General features: G+C 62.5%; 19 protein-coding genes, 1 tRNA gene and 1 riboswitch. Of the genes, 13 read left to right on the top strand and 7 right to left on the bottom strand.

The window, feature by feature from the left end:
• The first annotated feature begins 20 nt into the window (after positions 1 to 20).
• Positions 21 to 1,223, top strand: a complete 1,203-nt coding sequence (locus AC2FMD_RS04860; RefSeq protein WP_496794755.1) for a pyridoxal phosphate-dependent aminotransferase — start codon at positions 21 to 23, stop codon at positions 1,221 to 1,223.
• 13 nt (positions 1,224 to 1,236) lie between these two features.
• Complete coding sequence (locus tag AC2FMD_RS04855; RefSeq protein ID WP_496680225.1) at positions 1,237 to 1,638, top strand: hypothetical protein; 402 nt, start codon at positions 1,237 to 1,239, stop codon at positions 1,636 to 1,638.
• Between the two features lie 4 nt (positions 1,639 to 1,642).
• Here AC2FMD_RS04855 and AC2FMD_RS04850 read toward each other — a convergent pair whose 3' ends face one another.
• The gene (locus AC2FMD_RS04850) at positions 1,643 to 3,007 is read right to left on the bottom strand and encodes an MATE family efflux transporter (RefSeq protein ID WP_496742071.1); all 1,365 of its coding nucleotides are present in this window, start codon (positions 3,005 to 3,007) and stop codon (positions 1,643 to 1,645) included.
• An 80-nt stretch (positions 3,008 to 3,087) separates the two neighbouring features.
• A complete protein-coding gene (ppk2, locus tag AC2FMD_RS04845; RefSeq protein WP_496794754.1) occupies positions 3,088 to 4,017 on the bottom strand; it encodes a polyphosphate kinase 2 in 930 nt (309 codons plus the stop codon).
• 133 nt (positions 4,018 to 4,150) lie between these two features.
• On the opposite strand from ppk2, the gene AC2FMD_RS04840 reads away from it, so the two are divergent.
• From AC2FMD_RS04840 to AC2FMD_RS04815, 6 genes are all read left to right on the top strand, one after another.
• Entirely contained in the window at positions 4,151 to 5,029 is an 879-nt protein-coding gene (locus tag AC2FMD_RS04840; protein WP_496742075.1) for an alpha/beta fold hydrolase, read from the top strand.
• Between the two features lie 166 nt (positions 5,030 to 5,195).
• The gene (parE, locus tag AC2FMD_RS04835; protein WP_496688946.1) at positions 5,196 to 7,154 is read left to right on the top strand and encodes a DNA topoisomerase IV subunit B; all 1,959 of its coding nucleotides are present in this window, start codon (positions 5,196 to 5,198) and stop codon (positions 7,152 to 7,154) included.
• Positions 7,154 to 7,966, top strand: coding sequence for a hypothetical protein (locus tag AC2FMD_RS04830; protein ID WP_496742077.1), 813 nt, complete (start codon positions 7,154 to 7,156; stop codon positions 7,964 to 7,966). The genes parE and AC2FMD_RS04830 overlap by 1 nt, the downstream gene beginning before the upstream one ends.
• A 189-nt stretch (positions 7,967 to 8,155) precedes the next feature.
• Positions 8,156 to 8,929 carry a hypothetical protein gene (locus tag AC2FMD_RS04825; RefSeq protein WP_496742078.1) on the top strand — a complete coding sequence of 258 codons (774 nt, stop codon included), beginning with the start codon at positions 8,156 to 8,158 and terminating at the stop codon, positions 8,927 to 8,929.
• A gap of 86 nt (positions 8,930 to 9,015) precedes the next feature.
• Entirely contained in the window at positions 9,016 to 9,753 is a 738-nt protein-coding gene (gene ygfZ / locus AC2FMD_RS04820; protein WP_496794753.1) for a CAF17-like 4Fe-4S cluster assembly/insertion protein YgfZ, read from the top strand.
• 106 nt (positions 9,754 to 9,859) lie between these two features.
• Positions 9,860 to 10,804, top strand: a complete 945-nt coding sequence (locus AC2FMD_RS04815) for an ABC transporter transmembrane domain-containing protein (RefSeq protein WP_496742082.1) — start codon at positions 9,860 to 9,862, stop codon at positions 10,802 to 10,804.
• Between the two features lie 55 nt (positions 10,805 to 10,859).
• On the opposite strand, the gene efp is transcribed toward AC2FMD_RS04815, so the two are convergent.
• Positions 10,860 to 11,423, bottom strand: coding sequence for an elongation factor P (gene efp, locus AC2FMD_RS04810; protein ID WP_490361604.1), 564 nt, complete (start codon positions 11,421 to 11,423; stop codon positions 10,860 to 10,862).
• A 216-nt stretch (positions 11,424 to 11,639) separates the two neighbouring features.
• Between efp and AC2FMD_RS04805 the strand changes: the two genes are divergently transcribed.
• Entirely contained in the window at positions 11,640 to 11,960 is a 321-nt protein-coding gene (locus AC2FMD_RS04805; protein WP_005982071.1) for a DUF6280 family protein, read from the top strand.
• A 155-nt stretch (positions 11,961 to 12,115) separates the two neighbouring features.
• Positions 12,116 to 13,573 carry a cobyric acid synthase gene (locus AC2FMD_RS04800; RefSeq protein WP_496742084.1) on the top strand — a complete coding sequence of 486 codons (1,458 nt, stop codon included), beginning with the start codon at positions 12,116 to 12,118 and terminating at the stop codon, positions 13,571 to 13,573.
• A gap of 3 nt (positions 13,574 to 13,576) precedes the next feature.
• Here the strand turns inward: AC2FMD_RS04800 and AC2FMD_RS04795 are convergent, their stop codons facing one another.
• From AC2FMD_RS04795 to AC2FMD_RS04785, 3 genes are all read right to left on the bottom strand, one after another.
• A complete protein-coding gene (locus AC2FMD_RS04795; protein WP_496742086.1) occupies positions 13,577 to 14,158 on the bottom strand; it encodes a hypothetical protein in 582 nt (193 codons plus the stop codon).
• 302 nt (positions 14,159 to 14,460) lie between these two features.
• Positions 14,461 to 15,879 (bottom strand): TolC family outer membrane protein, encoded by a 1,419-nt coding sequence (locus AC2FMD_RS04790; protein WP_496680208.1) that lies wholly within the window; start codon positions 15,877 to 15,879, stop codon positions 14,461 to 14,463.
• Between the two features lie 95 nt (positions 15,880 to 15,974).
• Complete coding sequence (locus tag AC2FMD_RS04785; protein ID WP_496742088.1) at positions 15,975 to 16,628, bottom strand: protein-L-isoaspartate O-methyltransferase family protein; 654 nt, start codon at positions 16,626 to 16,628, stop codon at positions 15,975 to 15,977.
• 226 nt (positions 16,629 to 16,854) lie between these two features.
• On the opposite strand from AC2FMD_RS04785, the gene AC2FMD_RS04780 reads away from it, so the two are divergent.
• A tRNA-Cys gene (locus AC2FMD_RS04780) sits at positions 16,855 to 16,928 on the top strand.
• Between the two features lie 142 nt (positions 16,929 to 17,070).
• Here AC2FMD_RS04780 and AC2FMD_RS04775 read toward each other — a convergent pair.
• Positions 17,071 to 18,027, bottom strand: coding sequence for an NAD(P)-dependent oxidoreductase (locus AC2FMD_RS04775; protein WP_496742089.1), 957 nt, complete (start codon positions 18,025 to 18,027; stop codon positions 17,071 to 17,073).
• 108 nt (positions 18,028 to 18,135) lie between these two features.
• Here AC2FMD_RS04775 and AC2FMD_RS04770 point away from each other — a divergent pair, with 108 nt between their 5' ends.
• Together AC2FMD_RS04770 and AC2FMD_RS04765 are read left to right on the top strand one after the other, a co-directional pair.
• The gene (locus AC2FMD_RS04770) at positions 18,136 to 19,011 is read left to right on the top strand and encodes a LysR family transcriptional regulator (protein ID WP_496794752.1); all 876 of its coding nucleotides are present in this window, start codon (positions 18,136 to 18,138) and stop codon (positions 19,009 to 19,011) included.
• A gap of 72 nt (positions 19,012 to 19,083) precedes the next feature.
• Positions 19,084 to 19,288: riboswitch (cobalamin riboswitch) on the top strand.
• 82 nt (positions 19,289 to 19,370) lie between these two features.
• Positions 19,371 to 19,754, top strand: coding sequence for a DUF1636 family protein (locus AC2FMD_RS04765; protein WP_496711738.1), 384 nt, complete (start codon positions 19,371 to 19,373; stop codon positions 19,752 to 19,754).
• The last annotated feature ends 2 nt before the right edge of the window (positions 19,755 to 19,756 follow it).

Here is a 19,756-nt window from a genome sequence, read left to right as displayed (position 1 = left end):
ACATACAAACGGGGCCGTCCATGAGCTTTCTGTCTGCGACACTGTCGCGCGTCAAACCTTCGCCCACCATCGCCATGACGGCCAAGGCCGCCGAGTTGCGGGCCGCCGGGCGCGACGTCATCGGCCTGAGCGCGGGCGAGCCCGATTTCGACACCCCGCAGAACATCAAGGACGCCGCCGTCGCCGCCATCGCCGCGGGCAAGACCAAATACACCGCCCCCGACGGCATCCCCGAGTTGAAACAGGCCATCTGCGCCAAATTCAAGCGCGACAATGGGCTGGACTACACGCCTGCGCAGGTCTCGGTCGGCACGGGCGGCAAGCAGACGCTCTACAACGCGCTGATGGCCACGCTGAACCCGGGCGACGAGGTGATCATCCCCGCCCCCTACTGGGTCAGCTATCCCGACATGGTGCTGCTGGCCGGTGGCACCCCGGTGCCGGTGGAAACCACGCTGGAAAACCGCTTCAAGCTGACCGCCGAACAGCTCGAGGCCGCGATCACGCCCAAGACCAAGTGGTTCATCTTCAACTCGCCCTCGAACCCCACCGGCGCGGGCTATTCGTGGGACGAGCTCAAGGCACTGACTGATGTTCTGATGCGTCACCCCCATGTCTGGGTCATGTCCGACGACATGTACGAACATCTGGCCTATGACGGGTTTCAGTTCTGCACGCCCGCGCAGGTCGAACCGGGGCTCTATGATCGCACGCTCACCTGCAACGGCGTGTCCAAGGCCTATGCCATGACCGGCTGGCGCATCGGCTATGCCGCGGGCCCCGTCGAGTTGATCGCGGCCATGCGCAAGATCCAGTCGCAATCCACGTCGAACCCCTGTTCGATCAGCCAGTGGGCCGCGGTCGAGGCACTGAACGGCACGCAGGAATTTCTTGCGCCGAACAACGAGATGTTCAAACGCCGCCGCGATCTGGTCGTGGACATGCTGAACCAGATCGAGGGCATCACCTGCCCCACCCCCGAGGGCGCGTTCTACGTCTACCCCTCGATCGCCGGGCTGATCGGCAAGACCACGCCCGCCGGGACGGTCATCGACAGCGACGAGGCCTTTGCCACGGCCTTGCTGGAAGAGGCCGATGTGGCCGTGGTGTTTGGCGCGGCTTTCGGCCTGTCGCCGAATTTCCGCGTCAGCTACGCGACCTCGGACGAGGCCTTGACCGAGGCCTGCACCCGCATCCAGCGGTTCTGCGCTTCCCTGAAATAACCCCGAGACCCCCATGTCCGCGACCCTACCCGAATACTATTTCCGCGTCCGCGAGAACGGCGCCGCAGTCTATCGGATCGACACGGAAAACCGACAGCGCCGGATCGAGATGGATCAGATCGCGGTCGTCAACATCCGCAATGGCGAGGTCAAGCCACACGGCCAGCGCACTCTGACCGAGGCCGACAAGGCCGAGATCGCCCGCTGGATGGAGGACCGCAAGGCGCTGTTGGCGCAGCGTGACATCGACGACATCCACCGAACCATCGACCATCTGAACCTGACGGCGCAATGGGCCCAGTCCAAGGCGACTGACAACCAGTTGGAACAGGTCACCGACCGGCTGCTGCTGGCGATGCATGACTTGCGTTCGGTCTTGGTGCGCAAGAAGGCCGACCGCCAGCCCAAGAGCTGAGAGGCTATTCGGCCGGCACGCCCACCGCCTTGACCGAGCGCGTCCAGAACCGTGTCATCAGCAGGACGGCGGCCGAGGCCAGCCCCAGCACCAGCCCCAACCAGACTCCGATACCGTCCATCCCGCGGATGAAGCCGAAATAGTACGAAGCCGGGATCCCCACGACCCAATAGCTGAGCCCGGCCATCACCATCGGCACCTTGGCGTCCTGCAGCCCGCGCAGCAGGCCCAGCGCGATTACCTGCGCCCCATCCACCAGTTGGAACAGCGCGGCCATAGCCAACAGCCCGGCCCCGATCGCCAGGATCTGCGGGCGCTGCGGGTCGTCCGATTCGACGAATACCGAGATCAGCGGCTCGGCGCAGGTCAGGAACAGGATGATCGTCATCACCGAAACCACCAGCGACATGCCTGTGACCGCGATTGCGCCTTTTTCCAGATGCGCGCGGTCCTTCCGGCCCAGCGCATTGCCGGCGCGGATCGTCGCCGCGTTGGACAGGCCCAGATGCACCATAAAGGTGGCCGAGGCCAGGTTCAGCGCGATCCCATGCGCCGCCAGCGGCACCTGCCCGATCCAGCCCATCATGAAGGCCGAGGTCGCAAACAGCGACACCTCTGCCAGAAGGGTCAGACCAATCGGCACGCCAAGCTTCAGCACGCTGAAGAACATCTCCCAGTCCGGGCGCCAGAACCGCTGGAACAGACTGTGTTCCGGCAGGACCTTGACCGCGTAGATGATGACCGCCACCAGGGACACGGTCTGCGTCACCACCGAAGCGATCGCCGCCCCCATCACGCCCAGTTCCGGCGCGCCCCAGTTGCCGAAGATCAGCGCATAGTTGGTCAGGCCGTTGACCACTGCCGCCGCGACGGTGATCCACAGCACGATCTGCGTGCGCTCGAGCGCGGCCAGATAGGATTTCAGCACCATCACCACCAGCGCCGGAAACAGACCCCAGCCCGCGACCCGCAGATACTCGGACGCGGTCTGCGCCACTTGCGGATCCTGATCCGTGGCGATCAGAATCGGGTGGGACCACCACAGCAGCGGCATCACCAGCATGCCATACAGCAGCGACAACCACAGACCCATGCGGGTGCTGCGGCGAATGCTGGTTTCATCCTCCTCGGCAGCCGAGGTGGCAACCATCGGCATCACCGCCAAGCCGAATCCGCCCCCGAACAGGAACAGCACGAAATAGAAACTGCCGGCCAGCGTCACCGCGGCCAGCGCCTCGACATCGTACCGGCCCAACATGATCGTATCGGTCAGGCCGATGGCAAACTGGGCTAGATGACCCCCGATCAAGGGCAGCCCCAGCACCGCAATCGCCCGGACATGGGCAGGATAAGTCATCACCTTGCTCATCCCGCCAGCCTTATGCCCGGCCCCGACACGGGGCAAGGGCTCATCTGGAAAATCTCGATCCGAGACCAGCTGCCCGCCGATCAGCTCGCCCGGGCATCAGGATGCAGGGCCGTGCCCAGGATGTGATCCGACCGGTGGACCACATGATGCGCCTGACCCACGATCAACGGATCGGGCTGGCCCACGACGTCATGATCCTTGTCCGGATAATCCAGCGTCGACAGGAAATGCCGCATGCAGTTCAGCCGGGCGCGTTTCTTGTCGTTCGACTTGACGATGGTCCAGGGCGCGTCGGCGGTGTCGGTATAGAAGAACATTGCCTCTTTCGCCTCGGTGTAGTCGTCCCATTTGTCCAGACTGGCCTTGTCGATGGGCGACAGCTTCCACTGCTTCAGCGGGTCGGTCTCGCGGCTCTTGAAACGGCGAAGCTGTTCGTCCCGCGTGACCGAGAACCAATACTTGTAAAGTTGGATCCCGGACCGCACCAACATGCGCTCCAACTCGGGCGTCTGGCGCATGAACTCGAGGTATTCGTTGGGGGTGCAGAACCCCATCACCCGCTCGACTCCAGCCCGGTTGTACCAGGATCGATCATAGAACACCATTTCGCCGACGGTGGGCAATTCCTGAATGTAGCGCTGATAATACCACTGGCCCTTCTCCTCCCAGGTCGGTTTGTTCAGCGCGACCACGCGGGCCTGACGTGGGTTCAGATGCTCCATGAACCGCTTGATCGTGCCGCCCTTTCCGGCGGCATCACGACCCTCGAACAGCAGAACGAACTTCTGCCCGGTCTCCTGTGCCCACAGCTGCACCTTCAGCAACTCGGCCTGCAATTGGGCCTTTTGCTTTTCATAGACCGAACGGGACAGCTTGGTGCGATAGGGGTATTCGCCGCTTTCGAAAGCCTGCCGGATCTTTTCGCGGGTCGGCACCTCGGGATCCGCCTTCGGCTTGGCCACGGCGGCCTCGGGCGTTGAGTTCGGTTTCTGCTGGGTCACTGCATCCATGCGATCACTCCGGTTTTGCTGTTCACCGAAACACCTAGCAAATTTGTATCTTTTTCGCGTTGATCCGTATCAAGTTGACTTCGCTCTCAGGTCCGAAAATGCTGGGCCAAGCGGCATCACCCAGGAATTGTGCATGAAAACCGAATATCTCGACCTGAACGGCCAGCCGTTCTTCGTCCGTCGCTGGGGCAATGCAGACCTTCCACCATTGCTGATGCTGCACGGCTTCCCGGAATACGGGGGTGCCTGGTCCGACCTTGCCCCGCACCTGGCGGACCATTTCCACTGCATCGCCCCCGACCAGCGCGGCTTTGGCCAAAGCTGGGCGCCCGAAGGCACCGAGCATTACGTCCTCTCACAGCTCGTCTCGGACATGGCCGCCCTGATCGAACAGGTCGGCGCGCCAGTCACCGTTCTGGGCCACGACTGGGGCGCCTCGGTGGCCTACGGCCTCGCCATGTTCCGCCCCGACCTGGTCAGCCGCCTGATCATCGCCAACGGCGTCCACCCCTACCCCTTCCAGCGCGAGATGGCCAAGGGCGGCGCGCAATCCCAAGCCTCGCAATACATCAACCAGCTCCGCGCGCCCAACTCGGCCGACTGGCTGTCCGCGGACAATTTCGCCAAACTCGAACAGTTCTTCCGGCACGGCATGGGCACCGACTGGCTGACGCCCGACCAGATGCAATCCTATCGCACGGAATGGGCCCGCCCCGGCCGCCTCGACGCCATGCTGAACTGGTACCGCGCCTCGCCCCTGCAGGTCGCCGACCCCGGCAAGCCGCTGGCCGACCCACCGCAACTGCCGACCGAGCGGCTGCGCGTGGCCTGCCCGCACCTGCTGATCTGGGGCCCCGAGGACAAGGCCCTGCTGCCGGAAACCACCGAAGGGCTCGAGGATTTCGCCCCCGACCTCACCCGCGTCACCATCCCCGGCGCCGACCACTGGCTGCACCACCAGCACCCCCAGAAGGTCGCGCAAGCCATCCTCGACTGGACCGACAAGACCTGACCCGACCCTTCATCTGGCCTCAAATATCCCGGGGAGCGCGAGGGGCAGCGCCCCTCGCTCGCACAACGCCCGCCCCCGACTTTACCCACAACACCTCGCCCCCCTCTTTCCCAGACCCACATCACCTGCCATAATGGGCCCAAACCCAAGAACAAGAGCAGCCCCCATGCCCGACGACCTGTTGACGCCCGAATCCGCCACCACCTACGACGCCTCCTCGATCGAGGTCCTCGAAGGTCTGGAGCCCGTCCGCAAGCGACCGGGCATGTATATCGGCGGCACCGACGAACGGGCGCTGCACCACATGGTGGCCGAGATTCTCGACAACTCGATGGACGAGGCCGTCGCCGGCCATGCCAACCGGATCGAGGTGGAACTGCACGAGGATTACGCGGTCACCATCCGCGACAACGGCCGCGGCATCCCGATCGACCCGCACCCGAAATTCCCCGACAAATCCGCGCTCGAGGTGATCCTCTGCACCCTGCACGCGGGCGGCAAGTTCTCGGGCAAGGCCTACCAGACCTCGGGCGGTTTGCACGGCGTGGGCGCCTCGGTGGTCAACGCGCTGTCGGATTCGATGGTCGTTCAGGTGGCCCGCAACAAGGAACTGTATGAACAGCGATTCTCGCGCGGCATTCCGTTGGGACCGGTCGAGAAAGTCGGCGCCGCCCCCAACCGGCGCGGCACCACCGTCACCTTCCACGCCGACGACCAGATCTTCGGCCACCACCGGTTCAAGCCCGCCCGCCTGTTCAAGTCGATCCGCTCCAAGGCCTACCTGTTCTCGGGCGTCGAGATTCGCTGGAAATCCGCCATCGACGACGGCGAAACCCCCACCGAGGCCACCTTCCACTTCCCCGGCGGCCTGTCGGACTATCTCAAAGAGACGATGAACGGCTCCTCGACCTATGCCGACCAGCCATTCGCCGGAACCGTCGATTTCAACGAGAAGTTCGGCACCCCCGGCAAGGTCGAATGGGCGATCAACTGGACGCCCTCGCGCGACGGCTTCATCCAGTCCTACTGTAACACCGTTCCCACGCCCGAGGGCGGCACCCATGTCGCCGGCTTCTGGGCCGCGATCCTCAAGGGCATCAAGGCTTACGGCGAGCTGATCAACAACAAGAAGGCCGCCCAGATCACCCGCGAAGACCTCATCACCGGGGGCTGCGCGCTGGTCTCGTGCTTCATTCGCGAGCCGGAATTCGTCGGCCAGACAAAGGACCGCCTGGCCACGGTCGAGGCGCAGCGGCTGGTGGAGAACTCGGTCCGCGACCATTTCGACAACTGGCTGGCCGCCGACACCAAATCCGCCGGCGCCATCCTCGACTTCCTGATCCTGCGGGCCGAGGAACGCCTGCGCCGCCGCCAGGAAAAGGAAACCGCCCGCAAGACCGCCACCAAGAAACTGCGCCTGCCCGGCAAGCTGGTCGATTGCTCGGCCACCAACCGCGAGGGCACCGAGCTGTTCATCGTCGAGGGCGACTCGGCCGGCGGTTCGGCCAAGATGGCCCGCGACCGCAAAACCCAGGCCCTGCTGCCCCTGCGCGGCAAGATCCTGAACGTGCTGGGCGCGGCCTCATCGAAACTGGGCTCGAACGCCGAGATCAACGACCTGACGCAGGCGCTGGGCGTCGGGCTGGGCAGCAAGTTCAACCTCGACGATCTGCGCTATGACAAGGTCATCATCATGACCGACGCCGACGTGGACGGCGCGCATATCGCCTCGCTCTTGATGACCTTCTTCTTCACCCAGATGCGCCCGATGATCGACGCGGGCCACCTGTACCTGGCCTGCCCGCCGCTTTACCGCCTGACCCAAGGCGCGAAACGCGTCTATTGCCTGGACGAGGCCGAGCGCGACATGTGGCTGGAAAAAGGCCTGGGCGGCAAGGGCAAGATCGACGTCAGCCGCTTCAAGGGTCTGGGCGAAATGGACGCCAAGGACCTCAAGGAAACCACGATGGACCCCAAGTCACGCAAACTGATCCGCGTGACCATCGACGAGGACGAACCCGGCGAAACCGGAGACCTGGTCGAGCGCCTGATGGGCAAAAAACCCGAACTGCGGTTCCAGTACATCCAGGAAAACGCGCGGTTCGTGGAGGAGTTGGATGTTTGATGGCAAGAAAGAAGATCGGCACATGCTTACTATCTGGTGAGACGGGTAAGCTGGTCAAATGCCATATCATACCTCAAGCTTTTACGCGCCCCTCAAGAATCGGTGCTCCACTTCTGCAATCAACAAAAGGTAAAGGTCACAGAAGACGCTGGACGAGTTGGTACGACACTACAATAGTAAATAGAACCGGAGAGGACCTTCTAAGCAAAATTGACGATGCCGCGATTAAGGAACTTAGACGTTCTAAGTTGGTTTGGTCAGGCTGGGGAATAGTCCCTCCTGTGGTTGAACCAATCAGTCCTCAAATGCCAAATCACGGCTTTCGAATTCTGAAAGAATTCGACCAAGAACTTATCTGCCTCTTCTTGTGGAGCGTTGCTTGGCGGGCAAGCGTCTCCCAAATACCCGACATGAGGGAGTTTAAGCTCCCTCAAGAAATTGAAGAAAAAGCACGAGATGCGATCATCGCGCAAAAGATTTCGTGTTTAGAGATGCCCGTTACTCTTATTCAACTCTCGACAAAAGGTGAACCGCACAATCACTCACCAATAATCGATACAAAAGTAATTCCCACCCAAACTAGGGAAAACGACAGGAAAGTACCTTTCGCAAGGATTTATTTGGACGGGTTGGTGGCCCATTTGGAGTTTTCGCCCAAGCCGAAGACGCCGAGTGGGAAGATTTCACCATTCCTAGGTGACTGCGGTCAGGTCATTGTCAACACAATTTCATACGAAGCGTCTTTTCAGTATGAGAATCTGCTGAACGTAGCTTACGAAAGCTATTTCGGCCCGATTGGAAAATCGGCATAGGAATTTCGCGCAAGAAGCAACCCGTAGGGTGGGTTACCAACCCACCTCCCCTCCGACAAATAACCTCGCAACGGCGGGGCAAAACCCCACCCTACCCCGCGCTGCCGATGGGCTTGCCCCCCAACTCACCCCACCCTACATCTTCGTGAGCCCCATTGCCTGCGCCCCCCGGCCCCGTAGACTCGCCGCATGAGTTTCATCGCCGACCACCAGCTTCTGTTGCTGTTGCTGTTCTTTGCCGCCGGGCTGGTGGGCACCGCCTTTCTGTTTCGCCTCCCCGCCGGGCACCGGGCGTGGAAGCTGGCCGATCTGGTCTGGGTCGTGCTGGGCGGGCTGGGCGCGCTGGTGGCGGTGCTGGCGGGGCTCTATACCGCCGACAGTTCGCGCCTGGATCGGCAGATCGACGTGGCCTATGCCGCCTCTCGGGCCTTTGACCGCGACGCCGCGCGCTTTCGCCTGCGCTTCTGCGACCCGGCCTATGACCCCGACACCGCCGTGCTGTGCGACAAGGTCGAATTCCTCTCGGCCTCGACCGCCAACAATGCCGACCTGCCCCTGTTCATCGCGGTCACCAACGAGGTCGCGCCGCTGCAGGGCCTGCACTTTCTGCTGGGCGGCCGCAGTCGCGCGCAGATGGACGAGATGCACGAAAAGGCCGCCCGGGCCGATGCCTTCGACATCGAGCAGTTCCTCATCTTCACCACGCTTGACGACAAAACTCAGGAGGCGATCGACAACATGCGCCGCAAGGTTCCGGCAATCGCCGGCGACTACATCATTCTGGCCCAAAGCTATGACGATCTGATCGAACAGGTCGGGAAGCTGAAGGATGAATGGGAATACCTGCAGGCCAACGCGCATATTCTGGTTCTGCAGATCATCGCGCTGTGCCTTGTCAGTTTTGCCGCCCCGTTCCGTCTGGGAAAATCGGTGGTAGAGCTGCGCAGCAGCCTGGGTGCCTGACCGCATGCGCCCCGTAGCGAAACCTCTGGCCTTGCCGGTCCATTCGCTTATATGAACAGCCGCACCGATTGCACGAGGACCCAAAGATGAGCACCCGCCGCATTGTGCGCCTGACCGGCGCGGATACCGACAGCTTTCTGCAAGGTCTGGTCACCAATGACATCCGCGGGCTGGACAACGGGCTGGTCTATGCCGCGTTGCTGACGCCGCAGGGAAAATACATCGCGGACTTTTTCCTGAAACGCGATGGCGACGGCGTGCTGCTGGACGTGGCCGAGGATCTGGCAGACATGCTGATCAAACGGCTGAGCATGTACAAACTGCGCGCGGACGTGACGCTCGGCGAAACCGAGCTGCATCTGCAGCGCGGAACCGGCCCGGCGCCCCAAGGCGCCCTGTCCGACCCGCGTCATCCGGATTTGGGATGGCGCGCCTATTCGCCCGCCGCCGAGGCCGATGACGGAACCGACTGGGACGCGATCCGGGTCGCCCATTGCATTCCCGAAAGCGGGATCGAACTAACGCCCGACACCTATATCCTCGAGGCCGGGTTCGAGCGGCTGCACGGGGTGGATTTCAAAAAAGGCTGCTATGTCGGACAGGAAGTCACCGCCCGCATGAAGCACAAGACCCAGCTGCGCAAGGGATTGCAGGTGGTTGGAATCGAAGGCGCCGCCCCGGTCGGCACCCAGATCACGTCCGAAGGCAAACCAGCGGGCACCCTGTTCACGCAATCGGGGGGCAAGGCCATCGCTCATTTGCGGCTGGACCGCGCAGGCGCGGACATGCAGGCCGCGGATGCGCGGCTGTGGCTGATCGACTGACCTCTGTTGCTCAACCGGCACGACCCTGCACGTGGCTTGCGCAGGGCATTCCTCCGGTGCGGTACCCGGAGTAGAACAGACAGGCACGAATTGAACGGGCCGAGGGATGCTGAGACTGTACGCAACCATCTGGCGCGCCAGCGCCAAGCGGCAGATCATACTGATCCTGCTGTCTCTTGCAGTTGCTGCGCTGGCCGCTGCGCCGCTGGAATTTCAGCGTGACATCATCAACCACCTGACCTCGGATGCGGTCGAAAAGGCCCAACTGATCTGGATGAGTTCCGGCATGATGGGCGTCATCCTGCTGAGCCTCGCCCTGAAATGGTTGCTTGGATATCGCGCTGGCACGCTGGGCGAGGACATGATCCGCCGGATCCGCCGATTGCTTCTGGCGCGCGCAAAAGATGTTGACAAGGCCGACGAGGATGTCGGGAAAGGCACGCTGACAACGGCCATTTCCGCCGAGGCCGAAGAGCTTGGCAAATTTGCCGGCGGCGCCTTCACCGATCCGGTCGTGCAGATCGGCACATTGGTCAGTGTGATCGCCTACATTTCGTCCACCCAGCCCTGGCTGGGTCTGATCGCCTTGTCGATGATCGCACCGCAGATCGCCATCGTGCTGATTTCCCAGCGCAAGGTAAACCGCTTCGTCGCCGAGCGGGTGCGCATCCTGCGAAACGCCACCGACCATCTGACCACCGACGACTTGCAACGGGTCAACCAGGACATCCACCACCAGTTCGACGCCATCTATGAGACGCGGCGCCGCATGTTTATGTGGAAACTGTCCGCCAAATTTGCCCTGAGCGTGATCAACGGCGCAGGTACGGTGGCCGTACTGATGCTGGGGGGATGGCTTGTCCTGAACGGAAAAACCGACGTGGGCACCGTGGTGGCGGCCACCAGCGGGCTGGCCCGCATCCAGGGCCCCACCGCGTTCCTGATCGCCTTCTATCGGCAGGTCAGCGCCAATCGCATCAAATTCGAACTGATGCTGGAACTGTTCGGCCCCGACCGCGAGCGATACCGCCAGCCCGATGCACGGGCATGAAACAGGCCGCCCCGGGTCTTCCGGCGCGGCCCTGATCCGTATCCGTGACGCGACGTTACGCGCGCTCGGAATATTCCATGGTTTCGGTATTCACCACGATCATCTCGTCCTGCGCGATAAAGGGCGGAACCATGACCTTGACGCCATTGTCCAGAACCGCCGGCTTGAACGAGTTCGCCGCTGTCTGGCCCTTGACGACCGGCTCGGTCTCGACGACCTTGCAAGTGACCTTTTGCGGCAGCGTCGCGTTCAACGCCTCGTTTTCATAAAATTCGACGACGATGGTCATGCCGTCCTGTAGAAACGGCCGGCGCTCGCCCAGCAAATCGGCAGGCAATTCAATCTGTTCATAGGTTTCGGCATCCATGAATACCAGCATGCCGTCGTTCTCGTACAGGAATTGCTGGTCCTTCTGTTCCAGCCGCACCCGCTCGACCTTGTCCGCCGAGCGGAACCGTTCGTTCAGCTTGGTGCCGTTGCGCAGGTTGCGCAGTTCGACCTGAGCAAAGGCGCCGCCCTTGCCGGGTTTGACATGCTCGACCTTGACCGCTGCCCACAGGCCGCCGTTGTGCTCCAGCACGTTGCCCGGACGAATTTCGTTCCCGTTGATCTTGGGCATGAGATAAATCCTTCACACAAGGTTGATGCGTTCGTTGCCGTCCCTATATCTGGCGGGAACATTCCATGCAAGACAACGAAACCTAGTGCTGCACCCGCAGAGAGCTATGCAAATGACGCAACGCAACCATGCAAAATAGGTGTATCCGAATCGCACTAAATCGGTCATAAGGACCGCCACGCCGAAAATTACAAGAGCAAGAACAAGGAAGACGAGATGAGAGATTTCGTTGACGGCACCGCCTTTAACAATGAACAAGGCAACCGTGCCCGCAAACTTTTCGCGGCTGTTGTACTGGCTGCCCTGGACGACGCCATTGCCGATGACAAGAAATACGGCAACGGCCCGGAACAGATTGCCCGCTGGGCCCGCTCGCGCGATGGTCGTGAGGTGCTGACCTGTGCCGGTATCGACCCGAACGAACGTGTCGTCAAAGGCCTGATGGAATTCGTGGGCCGCGGTGTGCGGACCTCGGTTGCCCTGTCGCGCGAAGAAAGCGAGCGTCGCAACGCTGCACAGCAGGCCGAAGCCGCCTGAGGCTTTGCGGTATCTCAAAAAGGCGCGCCCGCGATTGCGGCGCGCTTTTTTGTTGCCCGGACACCTGATGTCGGATTCAGCGCGCCATTCGCCCGTTCCGCGCTTTCCTTAGCCGCTCAAATACGATCATCTGCCACCAACCGCAGGAGGCATGAATGGTGCGCGCGATCATGATTCAAGGCACCGGCAGCAATGTCGGGAAATCGGTTCTGGTGGCCGGCATGGCGCGGGCCTTTGCCCGGCGCGGCCTTCGGGTGGCGCCGTTCAAGCCGCAGAACATGTCGAACAACGCGGCCGTCACCGAAGACGGCGGCGAAATCGGCCGCGCACAGGCCCTTCAAGCCCGCGCCGCAGGCCGCGCCCCACATACCGACATGAACCCGATCTTGCTGAAGCCAGAGACCGACACCGGCGCCCAGGTCATCGTACAGGGCCAGCGCGCCGGAACTATGCGGGCCAAGGATTACCGCAAGGACAAGTCGCGCTTGCTGGCCGCCGCGCTTGAGAGCTTTGACAGACTGTGCGCCGATGCCGATCTGGTTCTGGTGGAAGGCGCGGGCAGCCCGGCCGAGACCAATCTGCGGAGTGGCGACATCGCCAATATGGGCTTTGCCTGTGCCGCCGGTGTTCCCGTGATCCTGGTGGGCGACATCCACCGGGGCGGCGTGATCGCGCAGATCGTGGGAACACAGGCGGTTCTGGAAGCGGGCGATCTGGCGATGATCCGGGGCTTTGCGGTCAATCGCTTCAAGGGAGACGTCAGCCTGTTCGATGATGGCCGCGATGACATCGTGGCCCGCACCGGGTGGCCCTGTCTGGGCGTGGTGCCCTGGTTCGACGACGCGTGGAAACTGCCCGCCGAGGACATGATGGACATCCGTTCGGCCCCGGGCGGAGCGGTCAAAGTGGCCGTGCCACAGCTTGAGCGGATGGCGAATTTCGACGATCTCGATCCGCTGTCAGCCGAACCCGGTGTCACGGTCGAAATCGTTCCCGCCGGCCGCGCCCTGCCCGGCGATGCCGATCTGGTGCTGCTGCCGGGCAGCAAATCCACCATCGGCGATCTTGCATTCTTGCGCCGTCAGGGTTGGGATATCGACCTGTACGCGCATGTGCGCCGCGGCGGCCATGTTCTGGGCCTGTGCGGCGGTTATCAGATGCTGGGAAAGACCATCTCGGACCCTGACGGCGTCGACGGGCGGCCGGGTACGGTCGAAGGCCTGGGCCTGCTGGATGTCGAAACGGTCATGGCCAAGGACAAGCAAGTCCGCCTGCGCAGGGCCAAAGCACGGCCCGGCGGCGAACCCGTCAGCGGATATGAAATCCACATGGGGCGCACCGACGGCCCCGATTGCGCACGCGCCTGGCTCGAGGTCGAGGGCCGTGCCGAAGGCGCAGCCAACGCCAGCGACCGGGTCCGCGGCAGCTATCTGCATGGGGTATTTTCCTCGGATGCCTTTCGGGCGCGCTATCTGCGGCAGTTGGGCGTCAAATCGGACCTGGCCTATGAGGACGGCGTCGAACAGACCCTCGATGCCCTGGCCGATCACCTTGAAGAGCACATGGATCTGGATCTTCTGCTGTCCATGGCGGCGAAACCGCAGCGCGGCTGAGGACTACTCGAGCTCTCGTGCATCCAATGCGCGGTTGATTTCGCGCCGGACCAGCTTGCGAATGTTTCGGGTGATCCGCTCGCCCAGTGCGCCTTGCAGTTCTTCGCGCACGACCTGGGCGATCAACGCCTTCAGTTCATCGACCTCCATCGTCGCGGTGGCCTCTGCATCGGTCGCGACGGGCTCGACCGCCCCGCGATCCCGCACGAATTGCGCAGTCGTCTGCGGCTGCTGCGCTTGCAAAGACTCGTCGCGTTCGGTCTCGGCTGCCGTTGTGGCGCCCCCGCCGGCTTCGAAATCCCAGTGGATGCGCCGAGTGCGGGTTCCCGCATATTCGTCGCCACTGTTTCCATCGGGTTCCCATTGATCTTCTGTCCGAGCGATTGCCGCCTCCAGGGCTTCAATCTTTGCACTCAGACTGCCGGCAAGATCCGGTCGACCGGCCTGATTCTCTTTTGGCAGAGCGCCAGCCTTTTCTGCCGTCGTATCGGTGGCAGTCGGATAGACCCGGTCGGACGCACTGAGAACCATCGGCTCGGGCTTCTGGTTTGCGGGATGAATGCTCGCGAACTCGGCGTCCTTCATCAGAAAGGCGTCAACCGAGAAGTCCCGTGCAAGGCTCGACAACCCGGTCCCACTTTGCGAAGGCGGATCGGGTGCGTCCGAGACTCGCAGCGACTGGGACAAAACCAGCCGCCCCGGTTTCGGCCGGGAGCCGGCGCCTGGCTCAGCCTTGCGCCCCTGATCGCCGACAAGTCGCTTGATCGACGCTAAAACGTCCTCGACACCTGCTGTGACACTGCTATCCGACATGGCTCTCTACCGATCTGGCCTTTTGATCGACTGTAACCAAACAATCGGTGCGGAACAACAGATAGTGCGCGCGATCACTCGCGACGCAACGCCTTGAGCACACGATCCAGATCCCGGCTTTGCTTGCTGATCTGCGCCGGCGCTTTCTTGACCAGGTTGTAGTATAGCGTCGGGTCATAGATCTGGACGGCCAAACCAAGACGTTCGGCGGTCAAAAGCCCCTGCGCCTGAAGCAACTGGTAGGCCGCCAGCGAGCGTTCGGTCCGCGATGCGATCTCGGCCAGTTGCGCATCGAGCAGGTCTTGCTGTGCGGTCAGAACATCCAGCGTGGTGCGCGCGCCCAAGGTGGCCTCTTCGCGGATGCCGTCAAAGGCGACCTGAGAGGCCCGGACCCGCTCTTCGGACGCGCGCAGGCTGGCCGTCGCGGTCTGGAAGCGGACATAGGCGTTGGTCACCCCCTGCGTGATGTCTTTCTGCACGTTCAGCAGATTGGCCCGCGCGGCATCCCGCTGTGCCATGGCGCGGCGAACGTTTGCGGCCAGACGGCCGCCCGCATAGATGGGCTGGTTCAGATTCAGAGAGATCGACGCGTCGTTGGTGTAGTCGTCGTTGTCGTAGCTCTCGGTAATCCCGACATCGGCATTCAGGCTGACATTCGGGCCAAGACCCGCGCGTTGCTGCTGAACCACCAGATCGAGGGCGCGCACCTGATGCTGTGCGGACAGGATGGCCGGGTGGTTCCGCATGGCCAGGCTGATCGCCTCGTCCGCAGATCGCGGCAGTGCCGGCAGACTGGGCTGCCCCGCCGTGCGACCCGGAGTCTTGCCCACCGCATTGACATATTCAGCCTGCGCCGTGCTGAGGTTGCCGCGCGCATCGGCGAGATCGGCCTGCGAGCTGGCCAGTTGCGACTCGGACAGGGCCACATCCGTGCGGGTCACTTCACCCACCTCGAAGCGGTCCTGGGTCGCGCGAAGCTCCTCACCCGACAGGTTCACGTTGTTTTGGCGGATTCGGACCCGCTCTTCTTCCAACAAAACACCCAGATAGGCCGTTGCGGCCCGGAACAGCACCTGCTGCTCGATATCGATCAGCGCCTGCCGGGTCGCCAGAACGGTTTCCTGCGCCGACTGCTTACCCAGCAAGGATGCGCCGCCGTCGTACAACAGTTGGCTGAGCGTTATCCCCGAAAAGAATCGCGAGGGTTCGACCGATAATACCGTCGTGCCGATCCGGTTCTTGGTGTAATCCTGACTGACCCGAACGGTCCAGTTGATGATCGGGCGCAGGGCCGAAAGCGCGATCGCGACGTCTTCATCAGCGGCCCGCAACAGAGCGCGGTTCTGCTCCAGCAGGCCGCTGGAGTTGTAGGCCCCGATGAACGCATCGGTCAGGTTGTCTGCCCAAGCCGTCCGCTCGGACGCTACATTCAGTGCAAGGCAGGCTGAAAACACCAACCCCTTGATCAGTTTCGCTGCTGATGTCCCACGCATACTCCAACCCCGTAAACCAAAATTTGTTCTGATTTCGGAACAGTTTGCGGCCAGATTCTCAACTAATCAATAGGGAACGGAAAAGTGTTTCCGAACTATAGCGAAAATGCCCGTTCTTTAGCAAATCCCGGCAAGACCGGCGCCGCGGCATTGAACGCGTGGCGCCAAGTCACGCGCCCGCCGACCTTGCGACCGATCCGGACGGTGCCCAGATTGCCATCAACGAACAGGCAGGCAATGCGGCCATGTTCCTTGAGCTGGTCCAGCAACGCGTCCGGAACCCGTTCAACCCCGCCCTGAACCATGAACACGTCATAGGGGCCATGCTCGGCGGCCCCTTGCACCAATGGGCCGACATGGATGATCGCATTGTCAATATCGGCCTGGCTGAGATTGGCCTGCGCCTCGGCGGCCGTTGACTCGTCTTCCTCGACGCCCACCACCAGTTGCGCCATGCGCGCGGCGACGGCCGTCGAATAGCCATAGGCCGGACCGATATCCAGCACGACCTCGTCATTGGAAATATTCAGCGCGTCCAGCATTTTGGCCAGGGTCCGCGGCTCCAGCAGGCACCGACCGCCCCCCAGATCGATCAAATCGCCGACATAGGCCACCTCGCGCTGGGAATCCGGCACGAAATCTTCCCGCCGGATTTTCAGCATGGCATCGATAATCGGAAACTTTGTGACATCGGACGGCCGAATCTGGGTATCGACCATCGTTTGGCGTCGGGCTGCGAAATCCGTCATGTGACCGCTCAATCATTTCCCTGGTTCGGATGGCTTTTGCCACAATGCACGCGCCCCGGCAACGGCCCTTGCACGCAAATTCCGGCCCGCGACAATTGGCGTTGCGTCTCGAATACCGGTGACGGCCATTTCCCGTGCAGATTCTTTGCGCGCCCTCTGGACGCCGCGCGGGAAAGCTGCTAGAACCGCTGCTGCACCACGGCAAGTAATTGATATTGCTTGAAAAGGCGAGTTGGCGGAGTGGTGACGCAGCGGATTGCAAATCCGTGTACACCGGTTCGATTCCGGTACTCGCCTCCACTGCTCCGACTTGGTTCCGCGTCGCTGCCTTCCGATTGATCGAAATCCAGCTCGAACTGTTCTTGGCCGCGCAAGGGGACACCGCCACCTTGGGTTTCACGCAAGACGCCCCCCGAAGGCCGCCGTTTTGCTGACCGTCGGTTCAGACCGTGCTTCGGCCTTGCGGAATCACCTCGTACCCCGGCTCTTCCGGTTCATCGTCCTGCATCTCGGCCGGAAAACCGGGCGCGGTAATGCTCAGCCCGGTTGCATCCTCGAGCCGTCGAATGACGTTGGGCGACAGCTCGCGCGCGCCATAGCGGGCGATGGCGTCGTCGAAAATCTTGATCATCAACGGGTTCATCTCCAACGGCACGCCGGCGCGGTCTGCGACCTCCTGGAACAGGCCGATATCCTTTTTCACCAGGTCCATGGTGAAGGAAATGTCGCGCGAGCCGTTCAGGATCACTTGGCTTTCGGTCTCATGCACGAAGGACGTACCGGACGAGATCTTGATCGCCTCGTAGGTGGTGTTCAGGTCCATCCCGGCGGCCTTGGCGGTCACCAGCGCCTCGGCGCAGGTGATCAGGTTGGCTGTGGCCAGATAGTTGGTCAGCACCTTCAGAACCGAGGCAGTGCCCAGATCGCCGGTATGCAGAATGCGCCGGCCCATCGTCGTCAGGAACGGCAGAATCCGCTCGAACGTGGCCCGGTCGCAGCCCGCGAAGATCGAGATATTGCCCGTGGCCGCCCGGTGGCACCCGCCCGAAACCGGGCAGTCCACCGCCGCGCCGCCGCGTTCGATCACCATGGCCCCAAGCCGTTTGACCTCGGCCTCATCGGTGGTGGACATCTCCATCCAGATCTTGCCGTGGGTCACCTCGGGCAGCATCTGCTGCATCACCGCGTCCGAGGCAGCGGGCGACGGCAGGCAGGTGATGACCGCATCGCAATCGCGCATCATCTGGGCCGGGCTTTCGCCGGCCTTGGCCCCCTTGGCCGCGAATTCCGTCACAAGATCGGGGTTCAGGTCGTACACCGTCAGGTCGATACCGTTGCGCAGCAGCGACCCCGACAGCTTGCCCCCCACATTGCCCAAACCGATGAACCCGACCTTCATGTTCTGCCCTCCCGCAGGCGCGTTTTCGTTGGCCCGAGTATTTCCGTTGCCCATCGACAAAAGAAACGAATAATAAAGCTATCTATACAAAAATTATTTTGGTGCTAAATGGACCGCCTGCCCAATCCGGCGTGGCTGCGTAGCTTCGAGGCCGCCGCCCGCCACCTGAATTTCACCACCGCCGCGCAAGAATTGGGCCTGACCCAGACGGCGGTATCGCTGCATATCCGCTCACTCGAGGCGGACCTCGGGCAGCCGCTTTTTGCCCGCAACGCGCGACACCTGTCGCTGACCGAGCTGGGCCAGTCCTATGCGCTGACCGTGCGCCGGGCGCTGTCGGATATCGCGCTGTCCACCAACAGCTTGTTCGGCCCCGCCTCGCGGCAGGCGCTGACCATCCGGGCGGCGATATCGACGATGACCTACTGGATCGCGGCCGAGCTGCCCGAGTTCAGCGCTCAGCACCCCGAGATCCCGGTGCGGCTGGTGTCACATATCTGGAACGACTCGGCCGCGCCCGCGGATGTAGACGTGGAAATCCGGCTGGGCTATGGCGACTGGCCCGGTGTTGCGGCGGACCGACTGTGCTCGGAACGGCTGGTGCCCGTCTGCCGGGCGCAGGACTCGTCGCCAGACCTGCAAAACGGCCCGTTGATCCACATTCTGGGGTACGAGGACAACTGGGCGCGGTACTTCGAGGCCACGGGCATCGACCTGCCCGACCGCCCCGCGCGCCATTCGGCGGATACGACCGTCACGGCGCTGCAACTGGTGATGGCCGGCGCGGGCTACGCCACCGTTCTGGAGCGGTTCGCGCGCAACGCCATCGCCCAGGGTGCGCCGATCCGGATTGCGGGGCCGGCGATTCCCTTTGCCCAGTCGCATTACCTGATCCGCAGCGTCAGCGCGGCGCCTCCGTCCATCCCTGCCCAGTTGTTCCTGGCCTGGCTGCGCGACTGTCTGGCCAGCGATGCCGCGGATTGATCCTGGCAAGTCGCTTTTTCGATCCGAGGCAAGGCACTTGGCCCCGCGCGCTTGACAACCCCCCTGCCCGTGCCGCATGTCGCTTGCGTTGGTGTCTGTGCAAGCAGATGAAAAGGGAATGCGTCAGCGGTTTTCCGTCAAACGCAGCCGCCCCCGCGACCGTGACCGGAGAGGGTGCCCAAATGCCACTGGCCGCAGGCCGGGAAGGCGGGACATCCGACAGAGCACCGCTCTGACATCCGCAAGCCGGGAGACCTGCCAACGCCCGAAGACAAACCGGACGGGGTGTTCCGGTGTCGGGCCCATGTCGGCAACGTGGCCCGCGCATACCCCGTCCCCCGACAACCAATTGAGGGGGGATGAGAGACGTGACCGAGACCGCACCAGTCGAGCTGCTGGTCTGCACCACCTGCCGACGCGGGCTGCCCATCGAGGATGACGCCCAGCGCCCCGGCACGCTGCTGCACAAGGCGCTGGCCGCAGCCGACCTGCCCGAAGGCATCACCCTGAAGCCGGTCGAATGCCTGTCAAACTGCGATCAGGGCTGCTCGATCGTTTTGCGCGGCGGGCCGTCTCGCTGGACCTTCGTCTATGAGAACCTGAACGAATCCGACCATGTCGAAATCATCGTCGAAGGCGCTGCCAAATACCTGGCCACCGAGGATGGCCTTGTGAAATGGCGCGACCGCCCCGAACATTTCCGCAAGAACTGCGCCGCCCGCATTCCCCCGATTGGAGCCTGAGC

This window comes from Ruegeria sp. BHSC276 (genome assembly GCF_059612945.1).
The sequence above is the reverse complement of the archived record's forward strand: the minus strand, read 5'-3'. Positions and strand labels throughout refer to the sequence as shown.

Bases quoted from the DNA above. Each gene is read 5' to 3' on its own strand.
- AC2FMD_RS04855 (WP_496680225.1), top strand. From the start codon at position 1,237: ATGTCCGCGACCCTACCCGAATACTATTTCCGCGTCCGCGAGAACGGC.
- AC2FMD_RS04795 (WP_496742086.1), bottom strand. From the start codon at position 14,158: ATGAAGGACGCCGAGTTCGCGAGCATTCATCCCGCAAACCAGAAGCCC.
- AC2FMD_RS04800 (WP_496742084.1), top strand. From the start codon at position 12,116: ATGGTGCGCGCGATCATGATTCAAGGCACCGGCAGCAATGTCGGGAAA.
- ppk2 (WP_496794754.1), bottom strand. From the start codon at position 4,017: ATGGATGCAGTGACCCAGCAGAAACCGAACTCAACGCCCGAGGCCGCC.
- AC2FMD_RS04790 (WP_496680208.1), bottom strand. From the start codon at position 15,879: ATGCGTGGGACATCAGCAGCGAAACTGATCAAGGGGTTGGTGTTTTCA.
- efp (WP_490361604.1), bottom strand. From the start codon at position 11,423: ATGCCCAAGATCAACGGGAACGAAATTCGTCCGGGCAACGTGCTGGAG.
- AC2FMD_RS04840 (WP_496742075.1), top strand. From the start codon at position 4,151: ATGAAAACCGAATATCTCGACCTGAACGGCCAGCCGTTCTTCGTCCGT.
- AC2FMD_RS04850 (WP_496742071.1), bottom strand. From the start codon at position 3,007: ATGAGCAAGGTGATGACTTATCCTGCCCATGTCCGGGCGATTGCGGTG.
- ygfZ (WP_496794753.1), top strand. From the start codon at position 9,016: ATGAGCACCCGCCGCATTGTGCGCCTGACCGGCGCGGATACCGACAGC.
- AC2FMD_RS04815 (WP_496742082.1), top strand. From the start codon at position 9,860: ATGCTGAGACTGTACGCAACCATCTGGCGCGCCAGCGCCAAGCGGCAG.
- AC2FMD_RS04775 (WP_496742089.1), bottom strand. From the start codon at position 18,027: ATGAAGGTCGGGTTCATCGGTTTGGGCAATGTGGGGGGCAAGCTGTCG.
- AC2FMD_RS04765 (WP_496711738.1), top strand. From the start codon at position 19,371: ATGAGAGACGTGACCGAGACCGCACCAGTCGAGCTGCTGGTCTGCACC.
- AC2FMD_RS04770 (WP_496794752.1), top strand. From the start codon at position 18,136: ATGGACCGCCTGCCCAATCCGGCGTGGCTGCGTAGCTTCGAGGCCGCC.
- AC2FMD_RS04830 (WP_496742077.1), top strand. From the start codon at position 7,154: ATGGCAAGAAAGAAGATCGGCACATGCTTACTATCTGGTGAGACGGGT.
- AC2FMD_RS04805 (WP_005982071.1), top strand. From the start codon at position 11,640: ATGAGAGATTTCGTTGACGGCACCGCCTTTAACAATGAACAAGGCAAC.
- AC2FMD_RS04785 (WP_496742088.1), bottom strand. From the start codon at position 16,628: ATGACGGATTTCGCAGCCCGACGCCAAACGATGGTCGATACCCAGATT.
- AC2FMD_RS04825 (WP_496742078.1), top strand. From the start codon at position 8,156: ATGAGTTTCATCGCCGACCACCAGCTTCTGTTGCTGTTGCTGTTCTTT.
- parE (WP_496688946.1), top strand. From the start codon at position 5,196: ATGCCCGACGACCTGTTGACGCCCGAATCCGCCACCACCTACGACGCC.
- AC2FMD_RS04860 (WP_496794755.1), top strand. From the start codon at position 21: ATGAGCTTTCTGTCTGCGACACTGTCGCGCGTCAAACCTTCGCCCACC.